Origin of the sequence: Cellvibrio sp. UBA7671, assembly GCA_002483145.1 — a bacterium.
Classification (GTDB): domain Bacteria; phylum Pseudomonadota; class Gammaproteobacteria; order Pseudomonadales; family Cellvibrionaceae; genus Cellvibrio; species Cellvibrio fibrivorans.
On sequence record DLHJ01000003.1, the window covers coordinates 118,492 to 143,902 of the forward strand.

Genomic DNA, 25,411 nt, shown 5'->3' on the forward strand with positions numbered 1-25,411 from the left:
CAAACTGCCCATTAACTAAGCGTTGAAGCTGTAGAAAAACCCCACAATTCGATTCAATTTCATTAAAATAGCGCAATCTCACAGGAGTGCGCTTATGCCAAAGTTTATTCCTTACAATCATGATCAAAACGCAATGGTAGTGATTAATTTTCGCGATCAGTTGCAACCTGGCACTTTCGAGCATGCCATTCACTACTTGATTCACGAGAAGCTTGATCTTTCTATCTTTGATTACGCTTATCGCAATAAAGATGGCGGCCGACCTGCGTATAACCCGGCTATTTTATTGAGCGTTGTGCTGTTCGCTTACTCCAAAGGCATTACTTCCAGCCGCGAAATAGAATGGTGCTGCACCAACAATATTATTTTCAAAGCGCTCTCCTGCGATACCGTTCCCCACTTTACCACCATCGCCAGTTTTATCAGTAGCCACCCTCAAGCAATCGAATCCTTGTTTGAACAAATCCTGTTGGTGTGCCATGAACAAGGTTTATTGGGCAATGAACTGTTTGCGATTGACGGCTGCAAAATGCCCTCGAATGCATCGAAGGAATGGTCTGGAACCTTTAAAGAATTGCAGCAGAAGCGTGCCAAATTAAAAAAATTGATTCGCCACCATATGCGTGAGCACAGACGTATCGATAAAACCGAATCTGCCGATGCAGAAAAGCAAAAGCGCACAACTCAAACCATTGAAACGTTGAGTAAAGCGCACGATAAAATTGATAAATTCCTAAAGACAGCAACCCCAAGGATGGGGCAAGCAAAACGTCCGACTGAAGTAAAAAGCAATATTACCGATAATGAATCAGCCAAGATGACGACCAGTAAAGGTACCATCCAGGGCTATAACGGTATTGCGACGGTTGATAAAAAGCACCAGATCGTTATTGATGCACAAGCCTTTGGTGCAGGCCAGGAACACCACACCTTACAGCCTGTTATTGAGCGTATTAAGGTTCGCTATCAAAAATTGAAAATTGCGCGCAATATCTATCGGAAGAACGTATTGGTCACTGCTGATACTGGTTTTGCGAATGAAGCCAATATGGAATATCTCCACGATAATAAAATTAATGCCTATGTTCCCGATAATAAATTTCGCAGTCGCGACCCCAAATTTGCAGATCAGAAAACGAAATATGGCAAGCGTCAACCCATTAAGAAAATACAAACCCGTTATAAAGAGGTCATTCCTGCCAGTGAATTCCACTTGGATGCGCAGACAAAAACTTGCATTTGTCCTACAGGGGAAACCATGTGGTTAAAGCGCGAAGGGACGGATCGTTATGGCAAACATCAAAAGTTGTACTTTGAAGGAAGGCTCAGCAAGTGTCGGGTATGCCCGTTAAAAACGCAGTGCATGCAAAATCCGGATTCAGCTAATCACCGTAGCGGCCATGGTCGGCAGGTATCTTTTATTATTGATAAGGAAAGAAAAAACAAATACACAGAATGGATGAAGGTGCGGGTAGATAGCGAATTGGGGAAAATGGTTTATAGTCATCGGATGTCCACTGTTGAGCCTGTGTTCGCTAATATAGGTACAAACAAAGGGCTAAAACGCTTCAGCTTGCGAGGCAGGGCCAAAGTTCAGGGGCAATGGCAGCTGTTTTGTATAATTCACAATATTGAAAAGCTGGCGAATTACGGTAATTTGACTAGAGCAAAGCGAAAATAGCAGTTAATAGCGGTTGATTTGACGTTTTTTGATTGCATTGCGTTAGTTGAGCAAGATTGATTGAAAATCAGAAAATAATTGGGCAAAAGTTAGTCAATTAAATATTAATCAATTGGCTGCAGGAAAAATTAGTGGTTATTAGGTTTTTCTACGGCTTCGTTAGGCAATACACTAATGAACTTCTTCGCAAGAAAATTAATTCCTATTCACTTGATAGGAACAGAAGTCTGATGAATGCTCGAAGGAACACAAAAAATGCCTACCGCTAACGAAAATCCAAAAATGAACAGTAATTTTCTTATTAGTTCAATTCTGCTTTCTCTATTTGTGGGCTGGCTCTGCAACAGAAGTTATGAATTGTTGCCGGGATTAATTTCAGTATTCTTCGGTGGTGCTGTAGTGTGGTTTTTTCTTGCATCTCCGTTTATGTATAGGTACTACACTCATAAATTAACTTTCATTCGTTATATTTCAATGGGTATAGCAATAGTGCTATTTTTAACACTCCAAAGAACGGTAATTCCTTGGCTAAATCAATTGGCCATATAAATGCCATACAAGCGACTGTGGTAAAAATCGATACCTGTAACGCAAATTTAGCTTGCTTACCACTCGCATTTATCCCGCACCATGGCATTTAAAATCGTCATCCTCTGCACTGCTTGCGCCCTGACTCGCAAGAGCGAATGAAAAAATCGATTTCGGCAATCCGTGTATTAAGACGCCAAGCGCTTAATCTCTTGCGTGATATCTGGCATCTCATCACCCATTTAATAACAACACCTTCTAAATATGCTACAAGAGATTGCTCCTGCCTTAATCTGAAATAACTCGCGTTTAAAATCTGTTTTCCACGTTGTACTCGGTGTCAGGCCTTAGGCTTGGCGTTATTTTTTTATAAATATAAGGATCATCTATGTGTATTAACAATCTGGCGATTAAAAGATGCTACGCATTTTTTAAGTCGCTTCACTCATCCAATCAAACGATACTATTTTTCTGCACACTATTTTTTTTCTCACTCTCTACTCATGCAGCGATTGTCACCTTTGACGTTGCTATTACGGCGCAAGGTCAAGAGACGCGTAGTTTTGAACAACGCACTTACTCTGGCCACTTTCCTTATTTTGATATTCGCGGCGGCACTTTTGGTGGATGGCCTTCACGCACTGAGTCGGTAGAGTTTTGTGTGCCGACTGAAGTTCGCCAACAATGTACGATTGATACCAGCAGAAGTTCCGGCATAGGCGGGCCAGGTTATGGTATCGATGTACTGAGCATAAACTCTCCCGGCGGTGACCCGGTTCAATCCTATTCTTTAAATTCCACGACTATGTGTTTGACCTCAACGGTCACTGTTCGCGCTAAACGATTGCAGCGTGGCTGGTACGAAGGCAATCACCAGATTTACGTCACTTGCCCGGTGCGTGCGAATTGGTCAAACACTGAAACCAAAGGCACATTCACACTCGATAGTGCGAGCGGCTACAGTTACATCACCAATTACACTGGCCCGATTGGCTCACCCCAGGCGTTACCCGGCACAGCAACTGTGAATGCTGTGAACGGATACACAGTGACACTGTTAAATAAAAATCCCGCGAATGCAGTAGTGACCTCAGGTATGTTTCAAAATACACCGGCACAAGGCAACAACGGCCCACGTTTGTACGCACTGTTTGCCGCCAATGATGTGATGGCGCGCGGTATGGAAGTAACACAAGGCGTACAAAATCTGAATAACGATATGCCCTTAGTCGCATGGCGCAGAACCTATGTGCGCGTGTATGCAAGCGCAACGAATGCGGTAACCGATATCAATGCCGAACTACGCGCATTCAGAAATGGTGTTGAGTTAGGGGGATCGCCCATTACTCCCGAAAATACAATTCCAGTGCGCAGTACTGGTATAGACAGAACGCAATTGAACCATGCATTTTTATTTAAATTACCACCGCAGTGGACAGCGGCAGGCAATATTGAATTGCGCACAACAGTTAATCCAACCGGACTAAATGTTGATGCCAACAGCATTAACAACACCTGGAGTGACTCTCTGCAATTCCAGAATGCGGCGATGAATGTTCACGTGGATGTGCCTTTGCGTATCCACCAAAATGGTGATCGCGATCAGCCTTATTTTATTTACGAAAACACATCGACAACCTTTTATCCCATCGTGTCCAACCTCACACGCATGCACCCAATTCCCGGACAAATCCATTTGGATTGTGGCATGAGGGCACTGCGCCCCACCATTGGACAATGGGATGTTTCTTCAAGCGGTGACTGGGGCAAAATGCTGTGGCGCGTGTCGCTGGCCAGATTCCTGAATGGTTGTGGAATTTCCGGTTCTTATTGGCATGGCATGGTACATCCTCTGCTGAACAACCCCACCAATAACGGTATTGCTTACGGCGGCAAACAAAGTTCAGTGACGCTCATGTCAGGCCAATTTAATGAGTGGGCCATGCCGCGCGGAGCTACGTTTGCGCATGAGCTAGGCCATAACAAAGGGCTTGATCATGTGTGCGCTATCGGCAGCCCCGACGACATGGACTCCGGTTATCCTTACAACGATCCTTGTTTGATGGCACAAGGTGCAGCGTCATTTTTTACAAATGGCAACGACGGCTATTTTATGATGGATGTGTATCACGACTACTGGGGATTAAATGAGCCTGCGATTCTGGGTAATTCTCCTGGTGTTGCATTCCCTGCCAATCGCCGCGCATTTCCGATGATGAGTTACAGTGCGCCGCGTTGGATATCGCCTTACAGTTATTGCAAACTGTTGAATGAGCAAGGCATCAATTGCAATAAAGCCTTAATCAGCGGCCGCAACAAAAAAACGGATAACGATGCGATTGTAAAAAACCATAGTGACTCACCGCATGGTGTAGCCGCGGATCGCAATCCTGGAGCGCCGGCTGTGCCACCTTACACTCAAGCGTATCCGATAGCTGCAGCAGTGTTACCAGCGAACTTTATACCAGCACTGGTACGCACGAATATGCCTGCATACCTATTAGTGAGTGGTCATTACAATGTGAGCAAACCAACACTCGACAGCTTTCAGGTAATGAAACTCACGAGTTTGCCGGGCGTGGCAGGCATAGAAGAAACCAATAAACTGCAAACCGCATTGCGTGCAAAAAACACCAGCGTGTATACCAATGTGGTGGTGCTCAACCAATACAACAATGCAACGTCGCGCAGCTTATTAAAGGCTGATATTGTCAGTGATTTTAATATCTCCGACGATGACTCCGGCATGCCGGATCGATTCATTACTGGCTTGGTAGAATTAGCGTCAGGTGCAACCTATTTTGAGTTGGCCTACGGTCCGAACGTGATTGCCAATTACGCAATATCGAACAACGCACCGACAATTAGCATCACGCCATTTTCAGAAGCTGAGTTGACAGCGAATTCACAGCTTCGTTGGACTGCACAGGACGCCGATAATAATCCACTCTCATTCACTCTCTATTATCGCCCCAATGCCGCGACAAACTGGCAACTTGTAGATACCGACATTACCGCTAACGTTTACACCATGCGCGATAATTTGCCGGCCACTGAAACCAATCCTTTGCGTTTTTATGCAGGCAGCCCGGCCGGGCAGTTCCGTGTGGTGGCATTCGATGGATTCCACACTGTAGCGGCTGATTCCAATCCAATTAGAGTCCCCTACAACGCACCGCGAGTGGCGATTATGCAAGGTGATGGATTAAGTATTAAACCAGGGCAAACGTTATATTTAAACGGTTCGGCTACTGACACCGAAGATGGTCCGATTCCATCGGTTAGTGAAATCCAGAACGCGATGTTAAATGGAACGCTCAATGCGTCTACTAAATTGCGCTGGACGTCCAATATCAATGGCCACTTGGGCTATGGTTCGCAATTGACTACCCGTGCGTTGTCGCAAGGTATTCATACCATCACCTTGTCGGTTACTGACAACAGTGGAGCTGTGGGTAGTGCGCGAATTACCGTGTACGTCGGAGTGGACAAAACAAGTATTACAAAAAATATTGCGCTTACAGCAACCGCTACTGCGTCATCTACTTATTGCCCCTCGCCCACAACGCCGCTGCATTGTTATTACGCCTCACGTATCAACGATGGCAGCACCAGTACCACACTCGGTGGCGTGGATAGCTGGGTTAACGTGGGTGGCGGTTTGCCCCAGTGGGTGGAGCTGCGCTGGCCGAACAAGGTGGCGATAATCAGTACCGAGCTTTATACGTCCGCTGGTTATCCAATCCAGGATTACGATTTACAGTATTGGAATGGCATTGAGTGGGTAGCGTTTAATCAGGTTCGCGGAAATACCGCCTTGCAAAACGCTTACACACTACCGACGACTGTTACGACTGACCGTGTTCGCGTGTTGGGGCTTAAAGGACCTGGAGTCCAATTAAGTCATGTCCGCGTGAACGAATTAATCGTGAATGGTTATGTGTTGGGTGCTACAGGTACCGGCCCTGCATTATGAGAAATGTTCAATGGTGTGATGAGACAGTACGCCATTGAATAAACACTTACTGATTACCCGGCCACCGGCCGGGTTTTTTATTTGACGACCACAACTGCTTTTATTAAATATGCCGCTGAACAAACACCGTCAACTAACCCCCAGCAACCGCTGTGTCTCCTTCCGCACTACCGCATAACACTCGCAAGAACATTTCTCCAAATCTTTGCGATTAATCACTGAAATATGTCCGCGCCTGTAACTAATACAACCAATATCCTGCAAGCTGGCCGCAGCGGCGGTGACACTTTCGCGACGCACGCCGAGCATGTTGGCGACTAATTCTTGCGTGAGTACAAATTCGCCCGAGGTGATTCGATCTAACGTGAGCAATAGCCAGCGGCTGAGTTGTTGCTCAACGGAATGGTGGCGATTGCACGCGGCAGTCTGTGATACCTGGGTAATTAACGCCTGGGTGTAACGCAACAAAATTTGTTGCAGTTTTCCGTTGCGATTAAATTCCGTTTTTAATTGCGATCGCTCCAAACGATAAGCGTAACCGCTGGTGTGAACCATAGCGGAACTGGGCGTGGTATTGCCGCCGGTAAATAGCGAAATGCCCACCATACCTTCATTACCGACGCCGGAAATTTCTGATGATGCGCCCGAGGCAGTTACATAGTGCAATGACACTATGGCGCTGGTGGGAAAATACGCATGCTGCAATTGCGTATTAGGCTCGTAAAGCATGTCACCGAGGCGCAAGGGCACCAGTTCCAAATGTTCTGACAGCGACGCCATGTCAGCCGCAGGTAAAGTGCCCAACAAATAATTCAGGCTGGGATTCTGCGCCTTTTCAGCGGCAAGGATGAACGCACCTTTGGGTTTTGCTGCGGCGGAATTCGCGGCCGCAGACTTGCGTAAATCCGGATTAAGAACTGGCGGTATTATTGATACTGGCATTGCTGTACACCATTTGTTTGCATTCCACGCCTATGCCGCGATAACCAATAAAACGGCATGATTGATCGAACATAGGTTCGCCACTCACGCGGTAATGCTGCTGTGAACCATCGGGATAAGTGCGACTGAATGCGAAATCGATAAAAGGTTGGCGAGCCTCTATGGCCGCATGTAATTGCGCGCGCTCTGCTGCATCCCAACCTTCGTGAGTATTTTCGTTGGCGCTGCCATCGAGGGTATCAACGCGGATGCCAAGCATATCCAGCACCGGGCCTGACACTTTTGTGAAATAGCCGTGTTCATCCTGCTCCCAATACCAGTCCGAGGCTAGCTCGGTCAGGCTGCGAAACCGCGCTTCACTTTCACGCAACTCCGCCGTGCGCTCTGCCACCTTTTCTTCCAAAATTTTGCTGTAATCCTCCAATTTTTTGTAAAGCAAACGCACTTCCAGCATATTGCTGATGCGCGTTTTTACTTCAAGTAAATCGAAGGGCTTGCTAATAAAATCTTTTGCCCCGGCTTGCAGCGCACGCAGTTTATGCGCGGGCTGCGCTGTTAAGACTATGACGGGCAAATAGGCATCGGTAATATTGGTGCGCAACCCAGCCATGACTTCAAAACCGTCCATACCCGGCATTTGTAAATCCAGCAGAATTAAATCGTATTGATGCTGGCGATGCAGTGCGCAAACTTCGGTTGGGTTGAGCGTTGCGGTTACATTTTTATAACCCGCTTCACTCAATAATTGCTCCAACAATTGCACATTGGTAAGTTGATCATCGACGATCAAAATCCTGGCGTTGAGCAGATCCTGAGTGGTGAGCATCATAACGCTTGCTCTGCTTGTGTTACCGGTGCTGGATGAGCATCCGCATATTTGAGTGTGAGATCGAGCGTGTCCATAAATTCATTCACTTTAATGGGTTTAGTGAGATAGCGAAAAAAACCCGCCTCCAAACCCTTGGCGATATCGCGCGGCATCGCATTAGCGCTCAGCGCCACAATGGGAATATGTTTGGTGGTGGGATCTTTCGCAAGAATAAGTAAAGCAGTAATGCCGCTGATACCGGGCAAATTAATATCCATCAAAATCATGTCGGGCAGAGCGCTGCGCGCCAGAGCAACACCTTCAAGGCCATCGCGCGCGGTAATTAATTTAATATCCGGGCGACGCGCAATCAGGTCTTCCACCAACATTAAATTCGCAGGATTGTCTTCTACATACAGCAGCAAGTGTTGCGCTGCGTCGGTTTGACGATAGGTTTTGGCGGGCTCATCGGTGACTGCATCCGCCTCGTGCATACGGGCATGGGTTAAATCCATTTCAAACCAAAATGTACTGCCTTGGCCGACAGTACTTTCCAAACCAATTTCACCGCCCATTAGTTCCACCAACCGTTTGGTCATCACCAAACCTATGCCGGTGCCCTCCTCCGCATTGGCTTCTTGCCCAAGGCGATTAAAGGGTTGGAATAATTGTTCGATTTGCTCGGGCGCCAAACCTGAACCTGCATCTTCAACGGCAATGCGAATACGACCCGGCACCCGCTCCTCGCAAGTTACCGTGACGCTGCCACCAACGCTGTTATATTTGATCGCGTTGGACAGCAAATTAATCAACACTTGTTTCACACGCGTGCGGTCGGCTTTTACAAAATGGCGCATACCTAGTGGTGGAAAAGTCACTCTGATACCGCGCTTGTGCGCTTGCGGTTCAATCATCGCCGCGCATTCCAGCATTACATCAGCAAGACCCATAGGCTCAAGCGAGAGCGATAATTTTCCTGATTCAATTAACGCGAGATCGAGAATTTCGTTGATCAATTCCAGCAGATACCAACCCGCTTGCAATATCTGGTCGATGCTGCGTTTTTGCGTGGCCGTTGGCGGTGGATTGCCCGACTCAATTAATTGTGCAAAACCTAAAATCGCACTCAGCGGAGTGCGCAATTCATGGCTCATGCTGGAGAGAAAATCGGATTTGGCAAGATTGGCTTTTTCTGCCACTGCCATCGCCTGGGTTAATTTCAACTCCGCTTGTTTGCGCTGGGAGTTGTCGGTGCCAATCAATAAATAACCGATCAAACCATCATCGTCATCGCGCAGCGGCGTAATCGATACTATCGCCGGAAAACGGCTGCCGTCTTTGCAAATGTAGGTGAGCTCGTAAATATCTTCAATGCCGCGCGATGCCTTGAACGCGAGCGCTTCAAAACCGGGTTTGATCTCCGTATTCAGCTCCAGGCTCAGCGCCTGCGCACGCTCCAGCTCCTCCTGAGGGTCATGAATATCGCTGGGGGTAATTTTATTGACGACATCGGCGGCAGCGTAGCCCAGTGTGCGCTCGGCGCCGATGTTAAATAACTGGATAATGCCGGTTTCATCAGTTGCGATAATGGAGAAATTTGCACTGTTCAAAATCGCATTTTGCAGGGCGCCAGTCTTCAACAGCGCCTGTTGCCGCTTGATTTCACTCATACTCTCTGCACTGCGTGTATTGGTTGGGGGAACAGCATTCTCTTCTGTATTCTTCATGTACCAATACCTAAAAATAAATGATTATTCAAATATAACCTGCAGGGAAAGTTGAAATTTGAACGCCTTCTCGAGGCAACCGCGAATAATCATGATTTTTTAAGGTGCTGTCTGTACGCTACCGAACATATGAGAAAAATAAATACCGCGCTAAATAGACCTCCAAAAATACAAAAAGCCAGCAATTGCTGGCTTTTTGTATCTCCCGGCTGCGCGTTAACACATGTTAACAGCGCAACGCAGAGGGATAATTACTTCTTGGGGTAAGTAAAAATCACATTTACACGGCGATTATCTTGCTGGCCAGCAGCACTGGTGTTGTACGAGTAACGACGGCTTTTACCAAAACCTTCCGCGGTTAAACGTGAACGTTCAATACCTTCGTTAGCAACCAGATAATCCACCACATTTTGCGCGCGCTTCAGGGAAATTTCCTGTGCGAGTGCGGGCGTTGTTTGCAAATTAGCAGTGTGGCCTTCAACTGTTGCAGTCACAGTTTTATTTTCTTTCAAAAATTTTGCCACCTTGGCCAATTCACTGTGGTACTCAGGCTTAACATTGGCACTGTTGATATCAAACTCAACCAGCATGCCCATAGTTACGCGTGCTGCAGCTGGCGACAGGCCTTCAATATCATTGGCACAGGCGATCACGGTATTAATGCGACGGTTGGCGCGCTTGCCATCTTCAGTTGAATTATCCGCGATCGGACGGGTATCGCCGTAACCGACGGCAGAAACACGGTTGCTCGCAACGCGCTGCTCGCGCACCAAATAACTCATCACACTTTCAGCGCGGTCACGCGACAAGCGCTGATTCGCTTCCGGCGTACCGACGTTATCAGTGTGACCTTCAACAACAGCTGTTGTATCAGGATATTTTTTCAGGAAAGTGCCAACAACTGCCAGGCGCTCCAAATCTTCGCGCTGAATTTCGTCGTTATTAATTTCAAACTGGATATCCAGGACGCTGCAATATTCTTCCGTGAGTTTTTCACTGCGCTTGGTAACAGGCTCAGCCACTACGGCTCTTGCCGGTGCTGCATTTTGCTCGCCAAAGCGATAGAGCGCACCGAGCGAATACATGCTGATTTTGCCGTTGTTACCAATCACATCATTGATCGCATAACGCTCTGCTTCAAGGCGCATGGCAAATTTTTGGGTGAAGTCATATTGCAGACCGCCGCCCCATTTAAAATCGACGTCGCGTTCGCGGCGATGCTGATCGCTAACGACATAGCCGTTGCCACCTTGAAAACGGTCTTTCGCTTCATAGTAATGCGCACCAGCACGAGCAAAAGCCGATAATTTTTCCGTCATTGGCAATGAGCCAACTAAATCCAGGTTAAAACCTCGGGTTTTAGCGCGAGTCTTTAATGAGCCTTCCGGACCTTTTACTGCACGCGAACCGAATTGACCTAAATCAAAATAACCAGCTTCTAGCGCAAAATTATCATTGAGGTGATAACCGGCAAACAATTTGTAACCATTGTCGCGGTCGTCATCAGTAAGCGATGTTAAACCGCCACCCATTTCATCAGTGGCAATCGCGCCATCGTTGATGCTTTCATGAGTTTGGCCGATGTTCAAACCACCGTACCAATTCGAAGTAAGGTCGTATTTGTTGCCGTCTTGTGCCAACAGCAGCGGGCTAGCCACCATCGCTGCAAGGCTGATAGCCATTGCAAGACGAGTTGGTTTAAGGAACTGGCTGCGCGAATGAATTTGTGTGTTTGTGTGTTGCATGTGTAACTCCGGGAGATGTGCCGTCCATGATTGCGCAGGTTGCGCAGACTGACCTTAGGCTCATTAAGTTGAGCGGCTTCTTCGGTGGTCAGTATCGGAGTTTTTAAAGGCGGGGTCGGTGCGCTGGCATACGCTGACAGCGTTATTTTTAAAGAGTTGCAATGATCAAGCAGAAATTTTTACATTTTCTAATAATAGTGATTATGGATTAACGAATAATTTTTACCAGCCATTGCGCGAGCGCTTCGTTTACGCGGGTTGGTTGCTCCAATGCAGAGAGATGTCCGCAGTTATCGATGATACTTAATTCTGCCCATTCAATTTCGGTCACCATTTCCTGATGCAAGCCTATAGGCGTAATCGCATCATCGCGCCCGCACAACACCAGTGTTGGACAGTGGATAAATGCCAGGGAGGGAATGCTATCGATACGACCGGCTATGGCGCGCTGCTGGCGAATAAATGTTTTATTGCCAAGGCTCATCGCCATATCGGTAATCATGCTCACCATTTCTGCGTCTGCCATGTGCTGAGGATGTAGTTGTTTGGGCATCAATTCTTCAATCACTGCCTGATAATTACTTTCCGCTTTCTCAATCGCAATACTGCGATTTTCCAATGCAGTAGGCGTATCTGGCCGCGCACTGGTATCAAGGAGCGCCAAAGCCAGAATCCGCTCCGGCGCCTGGCGCATAATTTCCAGCGCAACGTAACCACCCATCGACAAACCGGCCAATGCAAATTGCCCCGCTGGGGCACTGGCTAAAACGTCAGATGCCATTTCAGCAATGGTGTGTCCTTTGGTTAAATCACCCACAGACACACGTGCAATGTCCGCCAACCCGGAAGCCTGGTGTTGCCATAGACGTGAATCATTGACCAAGCCAGGCAATAAAACGAGATGCGGACATTGAGTGGTTAACATGTATTTCTCCAGCACGATTAAGAATAAATGGACAAGGAATTATTTAACTCGCATGTCATTCTTGACCGATTTAACGCCTTCGACTGAACGCGCAATGGTCGCTGCTCTATTAATGTCGCTTTGTGAGCTGACAAAGCCACTCATCTGCACAACACCTTTAAAAGTTTCGACATTAATTTCGGTAGCTTTTAATTCTTTGTCTTCCAATATCGCCGCTTTAACTTTAGTGGTGATCACCGTATCGTCAATATATTCACCTGTGCTTGATTGTTTGGAGGTCGATGCACAACCAACAATTGTCGCCAACAACATTGCCGCTAAAAAAGCAATGCCAAAAAATTTGAAAGTAGATTGATTAAACGTATTCATTATGAACTCCAATATTGATTAATAGTATTTCGTATAGTATGTCGTATTGAAGTCTGATGATTTAACACCAACAATTCTGTTCGCCAGAACACAGAGAGTGTAAAAAGGCAAAGATTAGCAGCCAATTATTATGTGCGGTTGCGCACCGACAGTAATTGGTACGGACGACAAACTAAAGCTGTTAATCACTAACCACTGGTCATTAACACCCATGCGGTTCCACCAGCAGGATGCAGGTCGCATACGCTCAATGCATGTCAATGGAATGGTAATGTGTTGTGTCATGGAAATGAGTACAGTGCGGTAAGAAACACTCTTCACTGTACACACGGAGGTAATCTGACCACACCAGGCCGGAGTGCCGGGCGCAGCGATGCAGCAGGTGTCAAAGGGCTTGGCATTAGCCGGTCAGTTTCTTTTTTTACCACGGCGTAACATTCACAGCTTAGATGTTCAAGTTGAGCGCGATCCAACACAGTAATTTGTCCGCGCGAATATTCGATTACGCCCAATTTTTGTAATTTGCCAGCGGCCTCAGTTACGCCTTCACGCCGCACACCTAGCATATTGGCAATAAGTTCTTGCGTCATGGTCAAGCGATTCGTTGGTAAACGATCAAGCGACAGTAGCAGCCAGCGACAAAGTTGTTGATCAATAGAGTGATGGCGATTGCATACCGCCGTTTGCGCCATTTGGGTAATTAGCGATTGTGTGTAACGCAAGAGCAACATCAGCATTTCACTGTGGCGATTAAATTCTTCTTTAAATTTGTGTGCGAGCAAACGATAGGCATAACCACCACTTTGGATAATGGCTCGGCTCGGCGTGCTTTCACCGCCCATAAATAAAGCAATGCCAATAATACCTTCCCGGCCGACCACAGAAATTTCAGCCGATGAGCCATTTTCCATCACGTACAAAAGGGACACTATGCAATCAATGGGAAAATACACATGGCGCATGGTATCGCCCGATTCGTAAAGCACTTTGCCTAAAGGTAAGGCTACCAGTTCAAGGTTGGGCGTTAGTCGCGCGTGCACCTCGTGGGGTAAGGCAGCAAGCAGATGATTGATCTGTGGTTTAGGCGGTTGAGGCATAGTTAATTCTCCAAGTGATGATAGTGAGCTTCCAAGTGCGCGAATAATACGGCAGCGCTAATGCTCGCTATGTACGCTATCGAACAGACTACTCCCAATTGACTGGCAGCAGTTTTTTAATTCAATTAAAGAGAGAAAAAAATGGCTGGAATGATTGGATTTATGCTCGTTATTGTTGGTGCTATCGGTTTTGCGTCGTCTTACGGCTGGAGTGGACTGTTCGGATTTTTACTCACGGCAATTATTATCGCGCTACTTTTACGCGCCAGAAAGCTACGCCGCATTTGATCCTCGACTGTTTTCGCCATCGACCTATTGAGTGCCCCCGCACTGGCGGTCACCAAAAAAAGCCTTAAAGGCATTTGGCACAATGCAAAGCGGTCGCTATGCTTATAAGAAGGTTACAGCAGTGCATTGCAACCTTGCGCGACCAAAAGATCCTTCCTTTACCTATCAGCGGAGAATCATTATGAGCAAGTCACACGACACCAAAAAAGAAGGCAAAAAACCTGCCACCAAAACCGCGAAAGAAAAGCATGATGCCAAAAAGGCAAAAAAAATCGAGCAAGCCCACAGAGAGTTTTAATACTCAACCATATTTTTCGATTATGAAAGAAATCAGGCTAATGCATTTGCATTAGCCTGTTTTTTTATAGCGAAGATTTTTACCCTATATGCTTTGTAATGTTGCCTTTTTATAACAGTTCCTGGCTTATAAGGGCTCCAGCGCGAAGGCGGCCAAATCTGATGCATCCAGATACGAGAGCCGATCATAGCCGTTGGTTGCCAGTGCGGTTACATACACATGTTCAGCAAAAGCAGCCTTTCCTCCAGCAACACAAACACCTAACAATTGCGCGGGCGAAAATCCCTCGCGGTAAATGCTATTGCTATCGCGCGTGTAATTATCCGCATTGCCAATCACCATGCCACTGGCATTGGTAAAGCCTTGTTGCAATGCATCATTGCAGGTGCCTTTTTTCACCACAAAACTAAAGGTTGCAAAATTGTGTGGATGATAGGCGCGGAAGGCAACTTCAATATTGGCATTAGGCGGATAAGGCACAAAGCCACAGCAGTCAGACGAAACTTCGCTGCCATTCACTTTGATTTTATAAATCGTCGCTTCACAGCGTTGGTTATCCACACGTGCACTCATGGTAAAGCCATCGGCATTGGCACCGTTCACTAACAAATACTCATCCGGTGCATCGATGGAAGGCGCAAAGCTGGTGTAGTGCGGCACTTGGAAAATGTGTTTTGGAATTACTGCCAATTTGTTGCCGTTGACATCAAACAATTCCAGCACAAATTCGTACAGGCCATCGGCAAATTGTGTTGAATCCACGCTCGCCGTAATGGTGTTTTGATCCCAGAGCGGGCTCAACTCCGGCGCATTAACCGGATTGGATGCCGGAAATGCAGGCGGGATTATGTATAAATCATCCTGGCCGTTGAGCGATACCGGACCCAACTTAAAGGTATTCTGGCCAAAATGTTTATGGTTAAGTGCATCAAAATATTCATAGGTATAGGCCTTGTGTAGCGCCTGGCCTTTATGCAGAGACATTAGCGCAGTTGCAGGCGAATTGGACAAATCCGCATTGCGCAATTGACGATAACTCCAGCGGTAATAGTACATGCCATTCGCGGGCAAACCGCTGCCAAATTGCACAACAAAATTGAGTGTGCCACCAAACGGCCGGCGATAATTATCCAGCGCACTGCTGCCACCGGTCATAAACACATCGGTCAAACCCACATGGTTAAATAATTTCCCCTGGATCACCGAGTATTGATCAGCCTGTTTGATATGGTTAACGCTTGCGCTGGAACCAATGGTTTTAATCCACACAATATCGCCATCAATGACATCATTACATTCCCAGCGCACACGCGGATCGGTAACGCGGATTGTGACTGAACTGCCGCACAGATAATCCCAATAAGTATTGCAAGGCACCGAGGGTTTATAAACGGTTGTCCAGACACCATTGATTAAATATTCCACCCAAAAATACAAATCCGGTTTGTCACCATCATTCCAATAATGGAAAGTGACATCAAAGGCGCCGTTCAAATCGGTATAAGCCAAAGCGACTTGGTCGTAGCGGTAAAAATACGGCCACAGCCAGGAGACATGGCAAAAATAGGGATGGAAAAGTGCAAAATTTTCCACAATCGATTTGCGAATGGCCGCTGCGCTACCTGAGTTTAATTGGTTAAGGATTTTTGGTGATGAGAGTATCGCAGTCTGCGCGGCAACCAATTGCGCTGGCGCACTGGCCGCCTCCTCTGCAGTTTGTTTGCGCTCAGTTAAACGGCTCAATGGCGAACGGGAGCGCGCGCTCAACTCGGATGCTGCATTAAAATTAAAAGCGCGCACACCCGGCGGTTCTGGTTGCGGATTCAGCTCAGCAATCACTGGGCCTACTGGATCGAATATAGATGGATCAAAGGGTTCTGGCTCTGGAATCGGGAACGGCCATTGCGGTGTTGCGATAATTTCGGGAATTTTAATAATGATGCGATCCGGAATTTTACTGATTAATAGCCAGATCCTGTCCACTTCGCATATATGCACCCGCGCATGGCAAATACCGCGATCTTGCGTGAGCGTACCGAGCGAAAAATTTTTAATTACGCGCCCGCGCACCCGGCAGGAGCGACGCAACCAAAGCAGCGGATAATCGCGGGGAATTAACACCGGGTTGAGAAGCCCTTCGCGGTTGAAATCCAACACCACTTCAAAAGGTTTGAAACGCTCAAGCTCAGCGATAGTGGCAATGTCATCTATCGCTTTATCACCTGCAGGAGCGACCAACACTTTATACAAGCGCGGGTTCGCGCCCGCCGTTTTAAACTCCACGGCTTCACCGCGCACGGCGGTTTTTTCCAGCAACTTACCGCTGCGGGAAAACAAAAAAGCAACCAGGGGAATATCTTCCTCAGGTTTTCCATCGAACCTAAGCGGAATAACAAGATTGTCAAATGATGTGTTCATGAAAAAATCCTCTCAAGAAAAATGTTGGCCTTAATAAGCAAGGCATAAAACACATTTACGTAGTGAGGAAAATTGCTGTATTCGCCAGCCGGATAAATGCTTCACCGCAGCTTTCCCAAAAGGAAAACCACGCTGCACTACAAAGGCGCGACGAATAAGAAAGATAAAAAACACTAACCGGCAAATTTCCTTTTACGACTGGTGAATGGTTCCACAGCCACTGGAAGTATCTCCTCTGGCGCTTCATCCCTGGTGCATCTGCGGAAGCGCCTTCATCCCAAAGGCAACGACTACCACACACTGTGATGCTAAGCCTCCATACACACAGAAAGCTGTGATTTATTCATATCCCGTTCGGGTAATTAATCACAGTAAACAGCGCTCTTTTTTCACCGCCATCGCTTGCAGAGAAAGAGAATAATTTGAGGTAAGGGCAAAACGCCTTTCACTAGCAAGGAGGCAAGTTTTGTTCTTTAATCCCATTAATCTTTTTAGGAGAAGGACCATGTCAGAAGATAAATCAGTAGATACCAAAATCGATGAATCTGCCACTAAAGAGCGTCGCGATTTTTTGCGCAACTCAGTGCTGGCAGCAGGTGCGGTGGCTACGTTGGCGGTAGCGGAATCTGCCAGCGCGCAAACCTGCTATGACGCGGGTGGCAATGTGATAAAAGCCACCGGCACTCAGGTTATCGATGTAGCCTTTAATAGCAGTGACCTGGTGATGGATGATTTGTACAGTGTTATCAAACAATTAGGCAAGCTGACCGGCTGTTTAAATTGCGGCTTTAACGGTTTTGATTTACGTTTTCGCATCAATCCGGTAATCCGCCTGGATACACGTATTCCCGCTGCTGCAACCCTGTCACAACGCTAAGCCTTTTATTGCGCCGGTAAGTGCCCAGCGCATTTATCGGCGCGATTAATGTCGGGAGAAGGAAATGCTGCCACAAAAATCACTGCGCAAACTCGGTGTAGGGGTTAATTATCACTGGGATTTTCAAGATCTCATCTACACTCACCTCGACCGTATCGATTACATCGAAGTAAGCCCGGACATTTTTTGCGAAGAAGTTATCGCAGCAAACAACAGCCGTCACTTTCAGCTGGATGCGCGTAAATTGCAGGACGCACTCGCACTGGGGCGCAAATGCCCGGTAATTGTACATGGACTCGGTTTATCGCTCGGTTCTGCCAGTGGTTGGAATGCTGACTATTTAACAATGCTCGACAATTACGAGGAACAACAACCTTTTTGTTGGCACAGCGAACATCTGGGTTTTACTCTGGTAAAAAATCCGGATGGATCGGAAGACCATGCTGGCTTGCTGTTGCCAATGCCGTTTACAGCAGAAGCATTGGATTTACTTTGCCCGCGCATCCAACATTTGTGTACACGTTACAGCGCACCTTTCCTGATCGAGAACACCACCTATTATCTGCCGCATTTTTCCAGCCATGCACAGGCTTGGGATGAAATTGATTTTTTAAACCAACTACTCGCCCGCACAGATTGCGGACTCTTACTCGATTTATATAATTTTTATTGCAACGCGATCAATTTTGGCTTTGATCCTTACGCGGCATTGGCCCGTTTACAGTTTGATCGTGTGATAGAAATTCATATTGCCGGTGGCGTTACTCATGAGGGTTTTCTATTGGATGTACACAGTAGTGAAGTGCCGGAAGAAGTATGGGCGCTGCTCGAATGGATTTTGCCGAAGTTGCCCAATCTTTGTGCCATCACCTATGAGTTACTTGAACAAGCATTGCCGCTAATGGGCGAGGCTCGCATTATCGCGCAATTGGATCGCTGCAAATCCCTGTGGAATTATTATCTGGATTGCCGCAAGGAGTTGGACAATGTCGCTGCTTGATGTACAGCGCAGTCTGGTGGGTTTGACGCGCGGCTCAATGGGTGCGTATGAAAATGCCCTTCAGCTCACACCGGGTGAGCAAGAATGGTTAACGCAGATTCTGGATTCAAAAGGGTTGCAGGTTACCCAGCAAATTCAGCAGTGGTGGCGCATGAGCCGCGTATGTTCAACTGCCCCCCTGACAATAGAATTACTCAAACGCACTGGCCTTACCGACGTGATTGTTGAATACATCACTAACCAACCAGTACGCACCTTATTTTTTGCGGCGGAGCTGGAACAGTTTAAACAATTTTTAGAAAACCACGCACAGGTCGATACCACTACTAAAACGCTGATTGCATTTGAAGCGGGCATAAAATCCGCTAGCCAACTGGCGTCTGCCAATTTAACGACACCGACTTTTTCACTATCGCTCAAATTTGAACAGAATCCGCTCGAACTTTTTACCGCCCTGCTCACGGGAACGCCGTTGCCCTCCGCAGATTCCCAAGGGTTTCAACTTGTTGTTGATTCAACTCTGGAGACGTTATGGCGCTGCTATCGCAACGGCGCCATCTCAACACATTCGCCTTATGAACAAGTTGCCGCCCGATAACACTGGGGGTACGCCAGCGAACAGACTATCTCTCCGCCAAAAATTACAATGAAATCTGTCTATCACAACGAGCAATACATCATGAACACTACAAAAATAATTGCCATCGCCCTGCTTGTCCTTGGCATATTAGGTTTGGCTTACGGCGGATTCAGTTATACCAAAGAAACTCACGAGACCAATATCGGCCCACTGAAGCTAAGCGTTAAAGAAGAGCAACGGGTCAACATTCCCATTTCATTGGGTATTGGTTGCTTGTTGTTTGGCAGTTTGTTGTTGGTATTGCGCAATAAATTTTAATTCTCCGCCTCGCCAGAGCGCGTACGCCGTGCGCGCAATAGAATAAAATCCAATCTTGTTAACAACACCTCTATGCGCTATCACCCCGGATAGCCTACACTTCGCTCACCAGTCATTTTCTGGTTGAATAAAAAACTACACCTCCTGTCGCTTCCAATTAATATCCGGGTTTTATTGAATGCACCAATTCATGTGGATACTTGTGCTGGCAATTATTGCCGGTGTTGCCAACGCTCAAGCTCCTGCAAATCCCGCCCCACAGACCTTGGTTGTGACGCATAAACTCCCCGATTTTGGCGATTTAAAACGCAAAACCTTCGAGCAGCAGGTTATTCAATTGGCACTGGAAAAAACCCAGAAAAAAGTCGGTGCATTTGAGATGGTGCCTGTGAACGTCATTTCCCGCACCCATGCCATAGCTGCACTCAGCCAAAACCTCTACCAAAATTTTGTGATGGTACTCAGCTACGAAGATGCGCTGGTAGAGAGCGGCAACCTTATCTATATTCCGTTTCCCGTCGAGTTAGGTGCGCTGAGTTATCGCATCTGCTATGCCAATAAAAAATTCACTACGCAAGTGCAGCAGATTGAAAATTTAAGTCAGCTTAGACACTACAAAATGGGTGTGGGCGCCGGTTGGCTGGATGCAAAAATTTTACAGCACCACGGCGTGCCGATTGTGGAGGGGAGCAATATCACCGGCCTGTTCCGTATGACCCAAGCCGGCCGCGCTGATCTATTCTGCCCCAGTCCGACCGAATATTTTCATGAGTTGAAGACGGCCAAAATATCCGATCTTCAATTGGAAAATAAACTCGCCCTCTATTATCCCCTGCCTAAATTTTTGTTTAGTCACAAGAGCAATCAAGTACTGATGGATCGCCTCAAAGAAGGTATTGAGATCGCCTATAAAGATGGCTCTTATCAACATTTATGGCGCGCAGCGCATGAGGAAGATTTAAAGCGCGCAAAATTGGACGAACGCCATTTTATTAACATGGACAATCCTTTTATTACGACACTGAAGGATGATTACAAACAGTATCTGTTCAATCCGCTTACATATTGAATTGATCGACCACCAGCCGGTGCTCGCCATCAAACACCGGCAGGCACCACCCCTATCTGCAAAAAAACCCTCCTCTCTGTAACCAAACGTCGGGAAATGTAAAAAGCATTGCGGGCTTATTCCTTGCATACTAGCCTCACAACTTAATGCGCCACGTTTCAATTGCTGGCTTTTCAACAGAAAGATTGCACCAGCAACATAAGCCGATTGTTTACTAAAAGAATTGCTTCAAATTAATCAACTGATGGATATGTTCATGTTTGCGTCTGTAAATCGTTTGTCGCGCGGCCAGCGCTGGTTAGCGGCTATCGCTGTGGTTCTCGTCTTGCTACTGGTGTGGTTTTTTGGTGTGCGTAAACCAGCGGAAAAACTACCGCCGCCACCGAATCCCTGGATGGGGCCTACCCCTGTACATGTGGTGAAAGTGACCAAAGAAGATTTGAAAGTGCACATAAAAGCGATTGGCAACGTAGCGCCACTCAATACGGTGACAGTGCGCAGCCGCGCCGATGGGCAATTGCTGCGAGTGTTGTTTGAAGAGGGGCAGCAGGTGAAAGCAGGCGAGTTATTGGCCGAGATCGACCCTGCGACTTATAAAGTCCAACTGGATCAAGCGGAAGGGACGCTGCAAGAAACCCGCGCGCAGTTAAAAAACGCGGAAGAAGACTTACGCTTATACGAACAACTGCTGACCAAAAATTCCATTGCCAAACAACAGTATGACAAGCAGGTTTCGCTGGTAGAGCAATTGCGCGGCACGTTAAAAAATCATACCGCACAGCTGGATGACGCGCGCCTGCAGCTGTCTTACACACGCATTACCGCCCCCATTACCGGGCGCCTGGGGCTGCGCCGCGTGGACGTGGGCAACCTGGTAAAAACCGGCGATGCCAACGGCTTAGTGACTATCACCCAAACCCAGCCGATTGCGGTCTCTTTCACCATACCGGAAAACCAATTGGTGGCCGTGCGTGGTGCATATCTGGCCGCTGAAAAAGCCTCTACGGCGTTAACGGTTGAAGCCTGGGATCGCACTGAGCAGAGTTTATTAGCAACCGGCAAACTCACTACGCTCGATAACCAAATCGATACCGCCACCGGTACCCTGCGCTTGAAAGCCCAGTTCGACAACACCGACGACAGCCTCTTTCCCAATCAATTTGTGAATGCGCGCCTGCACTTGAGCACACTTGATGGCGCTGTGACCATTCCTATCGATGCAGTGCAATACGGGTCCAAAGGGACTTATGTGTATGTAATTGAAGAAGGCAAAGCCAAGATCCGCCCGATTAAATTGGGCTCACTTGAAGGTCCGCGCACCTCCGTATTGGAAGGTTTGACCGAAGGTGAGCAGGTGGTGTTGGAGGGGATCGACCGCCTCTGGGAAGGCAAAGAAGTGAAGGTGATGGAATAACGTAGGTTGCTGCGGGCCGCGCAGGCTGAGGAACGAACCTCAACGTGACCATCTCGCCACCTGCACCGAAACTCTATTCAAAGCTCCATTTGGTTTTTGGTGGGCGCGGCGAGATGGATATGTTGCGGTTCGCAGGCTCAGCCTGCGCGGCCCGCAGCAACCTAAAAAGCGCCCTGTTTGAAGTTTCTTATTAATTAGAGATAACCAATGAGTTTGTCCCGCCCCTTTATTTTGCGCCCCGTCGCCACTTCGCTGGTGATGCTGGCGCTATTACTTGCCGGAATTCTGAGCTACCGCCTGTTGCCGGTCGCCGCTCTGCCGCAAGTGGATTACCCGATTATTCAGGTGTTCACCTTTAACCCCGGCGCCAGCCCCGATGTGATGGCGCGCACCGTGACCGCGCCGCTGGAGCGCAGCCTCGGGCAGATTCCCGGTTTGAAGCAGATGTCGTCCACCAGCTCCACCGGAGCTTCCATCATCACCCTGCAGTTTTCGCTGGAAGTGGATTTGGGAGTAGCTGAGCAGGAAGTGCAGTCGGCCCTGAATACGGCGAATAACCTGCTGCCGAATGATCTGCCCACCCCGCCGATTTATCGCAAAGTAAATCCCGCTGATGCACCGATCATGACTCTTGCCGTTACCTCGGCGAGCCTGCCCTTGCCGGAAGTTTACGATCTGGTGAACTCGCGCATGGCGCAAAAACTGGCGCAATTGCCGGGTGTGGGGATGGTTACTCTAGCGGGTGGCCAGCGTCCGGCGATCCGTATCAAGGTCAACCCCAATGCACTCGCCAATACCCAGATGAGCCTTGAGCAGGTGCGCAACGCCATAGTCGCCGCCAATACCAACCAACCCAAAGGCAGCTTCGACGGCGCGCAGCGCTCCACCATGCTCGACGCCAATGACCAGATGCGCTCAGTTGAGGAATACCGCGATTTACTCATCAGCTGGCGCGATGGCTCACCCCTGCGCTTGGGCGATTTGGCGACCGTAGAAAACGGTGCTGAAGACCGCTTCCTCGCCGCCTGGGCAAATGATCAACCGGCGGTGCTGATTAATATCCAACGCCAGCCCGGCGCCAACGTAATTGATGTGGCGGACAGCGTACAAAAACTGCTGCCACAACTCACTGCGACATTACCGGCAGCGGTGAATGTGGCCATGCTCAGCGACCGCACACACAGCATCCGCGCCTCGATTCGCGATGTGCAAAAAGAACTGATTTTTGCGATCTGCCTGGTGGTAGCCGTTACTTTCGTCTTCCTGCGCTCGGTGCCCGCCACCATTATCCCCAGCCTCGCGGTGCCACTCTCCTTGGTCGGCACTTTTGCGGCTATGTACTTCCTCGACTTCTCGATCAATAACCTGACCTTGATGGCACTCACTATCGCCACCGGATTTGTAGTTGACGACGCGATAGTGATGCTGGAAAACGTCGCCCGTCACCGCGAGCAAGGCGAATCGCCAATGAACGCAGCGCTCAAGGGCGCGGGGGAAATTGGGTTTACCTTGGTATCGCTCACTATTTCATTGATCGCCGTGCTGATTCCGCTGTTGTTTATGGGTGATCTGGTCGGGCGATTGTTTCAGGAATTTGCGATTACGCTGGCAGTGGCGATTGGGATTTCGCTGCTGGTATCGCTCACCCTCACCCCCATGATGTGCGCGCGTATGCTCAAACATGCGCCGGTGCACAACGACGCCCAACCGGATTTTATGGAGCGGCTGATCGCCAGCTACGGGCGAGGCTTGGATAAAGTCCTGCAACACCAAACGGCGGCTATGGCGGTAATGATCGGCACCGTATTGCTCACTGCCGGTCTTTATCTCGCCGTGCCCAAAGGCTTTTTCCCGATTCAGGACAGCGGTGTAATTCAAGCCGTAACCGAAGCGCCGCAGGATACCTCCTTCAGTGCCATGGCCGAGAAGCAGCAAGCCTTGGCGGAATTGATTCTCAAAGATCCGGATGTAGAAGGGCTTTCATCGTTTATCGGTGTGGACGGCAGCAATATCACCCTCAACTCTGGCCGCCTGCTGATTAACCTCAAGCCCCACCACGAGCGGGATGCGAGCGCGAGCGACATCATCGACAGGTTGCGGGAACAGATCAAAGGCGTCGCCGGTGTTACCGCCTGGTTCCAGCCAGTGCAGGAATTGAGTATCGAAGATCGCGTCAGCCGCACCCAATACCAATTCAGCCTGACCACGCCGGATTCCGCATTATTGGATGAGTGGGTACCGCGCGTGCTGGAACGTTTGCGGCAAGAACCGGCGCTCGCCGATGTCGCCGCCGATCTGCAAAACCGTGGCCTGCAGGCCTATGTGGAGATTGATCGCGACGCTGCGGCGCGCCTCGGTGTGCGTGTAAGTGATATCGCCGGAGCACTGCAAACCGCCTACGGCCAGCGCCAAATCGCCACGCTGTTTACCCAAGCGAATCAATATCGTGTGGTGCTGGAAGTCGATCCGGATTACGCCCAAGGCTTGAAAGCGCTGGAAAATACCTACGTCGCCAGCAGCTCCGGCAAACCGGTCGTGCTAACCACCCTCGCCAAAATCACCCAGCGCCCGGCGCCGCTGTTGATCAATCACCAGAGCCAATTTCCCTCAACTACCATCTCTTTCAACCTCGCGGGCGATGCGTCCCTCGGTGAAGCAATCGATGCAATTGAAGCGGCGCAGGCCGAGCTGGATTTACCCGCTGCATTGGAGCTGCGCTTTCAGGGTGCGGCAGAGGCTTTCCGTGCATCGCTAAGCAATACACTTTGGTTGGTGCTCGCGGCGATAGTCACCATGTATATCGTGCTGGGGATTTTGTATGAGAGTTTTATCCACCCTGTGACCATTCTGTCCACCCTACCCTCGGCAACTGTGGGCGCTTTGCTCGCACTTCTACTGACGGGCCAGCCGCTGGATTTGATTGCGGTGATTGGCGTGGTGCTACTGATCGGCTTGGTGAAAAAGAACGGCATCATGATGGTGGACTTTGCACTCGAAGCCCAACGCAGCCTCGGCCTCAGCCCGCGCGAGGCGATTCATCGCGCCGCGTTAATGCGCTTCCGCCCGATTTTAATGACCACCCTCGCCGCCTTGTTCGGCGCCATACCACTCATGCTCGCCAGCGGTTCCGGCGCGGAATTGCGCCAGCCTTTGGGTTTGGTGATGGTGGGAGGGTTGCTGGTAAGCCAGGTATTAACCCTGTTTACCACGCCGGTGGTGTATTTGTTTTTTGATCGCTGGGTTAACAAAAACCCCACCAACGAATTGATTCCGGAGGAGGTGTAGGTTGCTGGTGAGCTTGCGAACCGCAACATGGCCATGTATCCGCCCGCACCGAAACCTGATTTAAAG

20 protein-coding genes are annotated in these 25,411 nt (G+C 48.5%); 12 read left to right on the plus strand and 8 right to left on the minus strand.

Annotated features, from left to right (window positions below; translation table 11 throughout):
- Positions 1–94: 94 nt before the first annotated feature.
- From B4E62_RS03145 to B4E62_RS03155, 3 genes are all read left to right on the plus strand, one after another.
- Complete coding sequence (locus B4E62_RS03145; protein WP_422653147.1) at positions 95–1,681, plus strand: IS1182 family transposase; 1,587 nt, start codon at positions 95–97, stop codon at positions 1,679–1,681.
- A gap of 255 nt (positions 1,682–1,936) precedes the next feature.
- Positions 1,937–2,230 carry a hypothetical protein gene (locus B4E62_RS03150; protein ID WP_331351032.1) on the plus strand — a complete coding sequence of 98 codons (294 nt, stop codon included), beginning with the start codon at positions 1,937–1,939 and terminating at the stop codon, positions 2,228–2,230.
- A 367-nt stretch (positions 2,231–2,597) separates the two neighbouring features.
- Positions 2,598–6,185, plus strand: coding sequence for a hypothetical protein (locus B4E62_RS03155; protein WP_331351033.1), 3,588 nt, complete (start codon positions 2,598–2,600; stop codon positions 6,183–6,185).
- Positions 6,186–6,314: 129 nt separating this feature from the next.
- Here the strand turns inward: B4E62_RS03155 and B4E62_RS03160 are convergent, their stop codons facing one another.
- From B4E62_RS03160 to B4E62_RS03190, 7 genes are all read right to left on the minus strand, one after another.
- On the minus strand, positions 6,315–7,127 hold the full coding sequence (locus tag B4E62_RS03160) for a Crp/Fnr family transcriptional regulator (RefSeq protein WP_310072552.1): 813 nt from the start codon (positions 7,125–7,127) through the stop codon (positions 6,315–6,317).
- A complete protein-coding gene (locus tag B4E62_RS03165) occupies positions 7,096–7,956 on the minus strand; it encodes a response regulator (protein ID WP_310072554.1) in 861 nt (286 codons plus the stop codon). The genes B4E62_RS03160 and B4E62_RS03165 overlap by 32 nt, the downstream gene beginning before the upstream one ends.
- Positions 7,953–9,662 carry a PAS domain-containing hybrid sensor histidine kinase/response regulator gene (locus B4E62_RS03170; RefSeq protein ID WP_331351034.1) on the minus strand — a complete coding sequence of 570 codons (1,710 nt, stop codon included), beginning with the start codon at positions 9,660–9,662 and terminating at the stop codon, positions 7,953–7,955. The genes B4E62_RS03165 and B4E62_RS03170 overlap by 4 nt, the downstream gene beginning before the upstream one ends.
- Before the next feature lie 251 nt (positions 9,663–9,913).
- A complete protein-coding gene (locus tag B4E62_RS03175; protein ID WP_310072557.1) occupies positions 9,914–11,407 on the minus strand; it encodes an OmpA family protein in 1,494 nt (497 codons plus the stop codon).
- Between the two features lie 208 nt (positions 11,408–11,615).
- Positions 11,616–12,332 carry an alpha/beta fold hydrolase gene (locus tag B4E62_RS03180; RefSeq protein WP_331351035.1) on the minus strand — a complete coding sequence of 239 codons (717 nt, stop codon included), beginning with the start codon at positions 12,330–12,332 and terminating at the stop codon, positions 11,616–11,618.
- Positions 12,333–12,371: 39 nt separating this feature from the next.
- On the minus strand, positions 12,372–12,701 hold the full coding sequence (locus B4E62_RS03185; RefSeq protein WP_331351036.1) for a BON domain-containing protein: 330 nt from the start codon (positions 12,699–12,701) through the stop codon (positions 12,372–12,374).
- A 317-nt stretch (positions 12,702–13,018) separates the two neighbouring features.
- On the minus strand, positions 13,019–13,798 hold the full coding sequence (locus B4E62_RS03190) for a Crp/Fnr family transcriptional regulator (protein ID WP_331351037.1): 780 nt from the start codon (positions 13,796–13,798) through the stop codon (positions 13,019–13,021).
- Between the two features lie 141 nt (positions 13,799–13,939).
- Here B4E62_RS03190 and B4E62_RS03195 point away from each other — a divergent pair, with 141 nt between their 5' ends.
- Positions 13,940–14,086: a hypothetical protein gene (locus B4E62_RS03195; RefSeq protein WP_310072565.1), complete on the plus strand. Its 147-nt coding sequence runs from the start codon at positions 13,940–13,942 to the stop codon at positions 14,084–14,086.
- Between the two features lie 82 nt (positions 14,087–14,168).
- On the plus strand, positions 14,169–14,384 hold the full coding sequence (locus B4E62_RS03200; protein ID WP_310072567.1) for a hypothetical protein: 216 nt from the start codon (positions 14,169–14,171) through the stop codon (positions 14,382–14,384).
- A 126-nt stretch (positions 14,385–14,510) separates the two neighbouring features.
- Here the strand turns inward: B4E62_RS03200 and B4E62_RS03205 are convergent, their stop codons facing one another.
- Positions 14,511–16,802 carry a hypothetical protein gene (locus tag B4E62_RS03205; protein ID WP_331351038.1) on the minus strand — a complete coding sequence of 764 codons (2,292 nt, stop codon included), beginning with the start codon at positions 16,800–16,802 and terminating at the stop codon, positions 14,511–14,513.
- 505 nt (positions 16,803–17,307) lie between these two features.
- On the opposite strand from B4E62_RS03205, the gene B4E62_RS03210 reads away from it, so the two are divergent.
- The 7 genes from B4E62_RS03210 to B4E62_RS03240 all read left to right on the plus strand — a co-directional run bounded on the left by B4E62_RS03210 (position 17,308) and on the right by B4E62_RS03240 (position 25,345).
- On the plus strand, positions 17,308–17,679 hold the full coding sequence (locus B4E62_RS03210) for a hypothetical protein (protein ID WP_310072571.1): 372 nt from the start codon (positions 17,308–17,310) through the stop codon (positions 17,677–17,679).
- Between the two features lie 64 nt (positions 17,680–17,743).
- A complete protein-coding gene (locus tag B4E62_RS03215) occupies positions 17,744–18,679 on the plus strand; it encodes a DUF692 domain-containing protein (protein WP_331351039.1) in 936 nt (311 codons plus the stop codon).
- Positions 18,666–19,277 (plus strand): hypothetical protein, encoded by a 612-nt coding sequence (locus B4E62_RS03220; protein ID WP_310072575.1) that lies wholly within the window; start codon positions 18,666–18,668, stop codon positions 19,275–19,277. Before B4E62_RS03215 ends, B4E62_RS03220 begins: the two co-directional genes overlap by 14 nt.
- A gap of 81 nt (positions 19,278–19,358) precedes the next feature.
- The gene (locus B4E62_RS03225; protein WP_310072577.1) at positions 19,359–19,577 is read left to right on the plus strand and encodes a hypothetical protein; all 219 of its coding nucleotides are present in this window, start codon (positions 19,359–19,361) and stop codon (positions 19,575–19,577) included.
- 178 nt (positions 19,578–19,755) lie between these two features.
- Positions 19,756–20,646, plus strand: a complete 891-nt coding sequence (locus tag B4E62_RS03230; protein ID WP_331351040.1) for a hypothetical protein — start codon at positions 19,756–19,758, stop codon at positions 20,644–20,646.
- 256 nt (positions 20,647–20,902) lie between these two features.
- A complete protein-coding gene (locus B4E62_RS03235; RefSeq protein WP_331351041.1) occupies positions 20,903–22,060 on the plus strand; it encodes an MdtA/MuxA family multidrug efflux RND transporter periplasmic adaptor subunit in 1,158 nt (385 codons plus the stop codon).
- A 207-nt stretch (positions 22,061–22,267) separates the two neighbouring features.
- A complete protein-coding gene (locus tag B4E62_RS03240) occupies positions 22,268–25,345 on the plus strand; it encodes a multidrug efflux RND transporter permease subunit (protein ID WP_331351042.1) in 3,078 nt (1,025 codons plus the stop codon).
- Positions 25,346–25,411 lie beyond the last annotated feature (66 nt).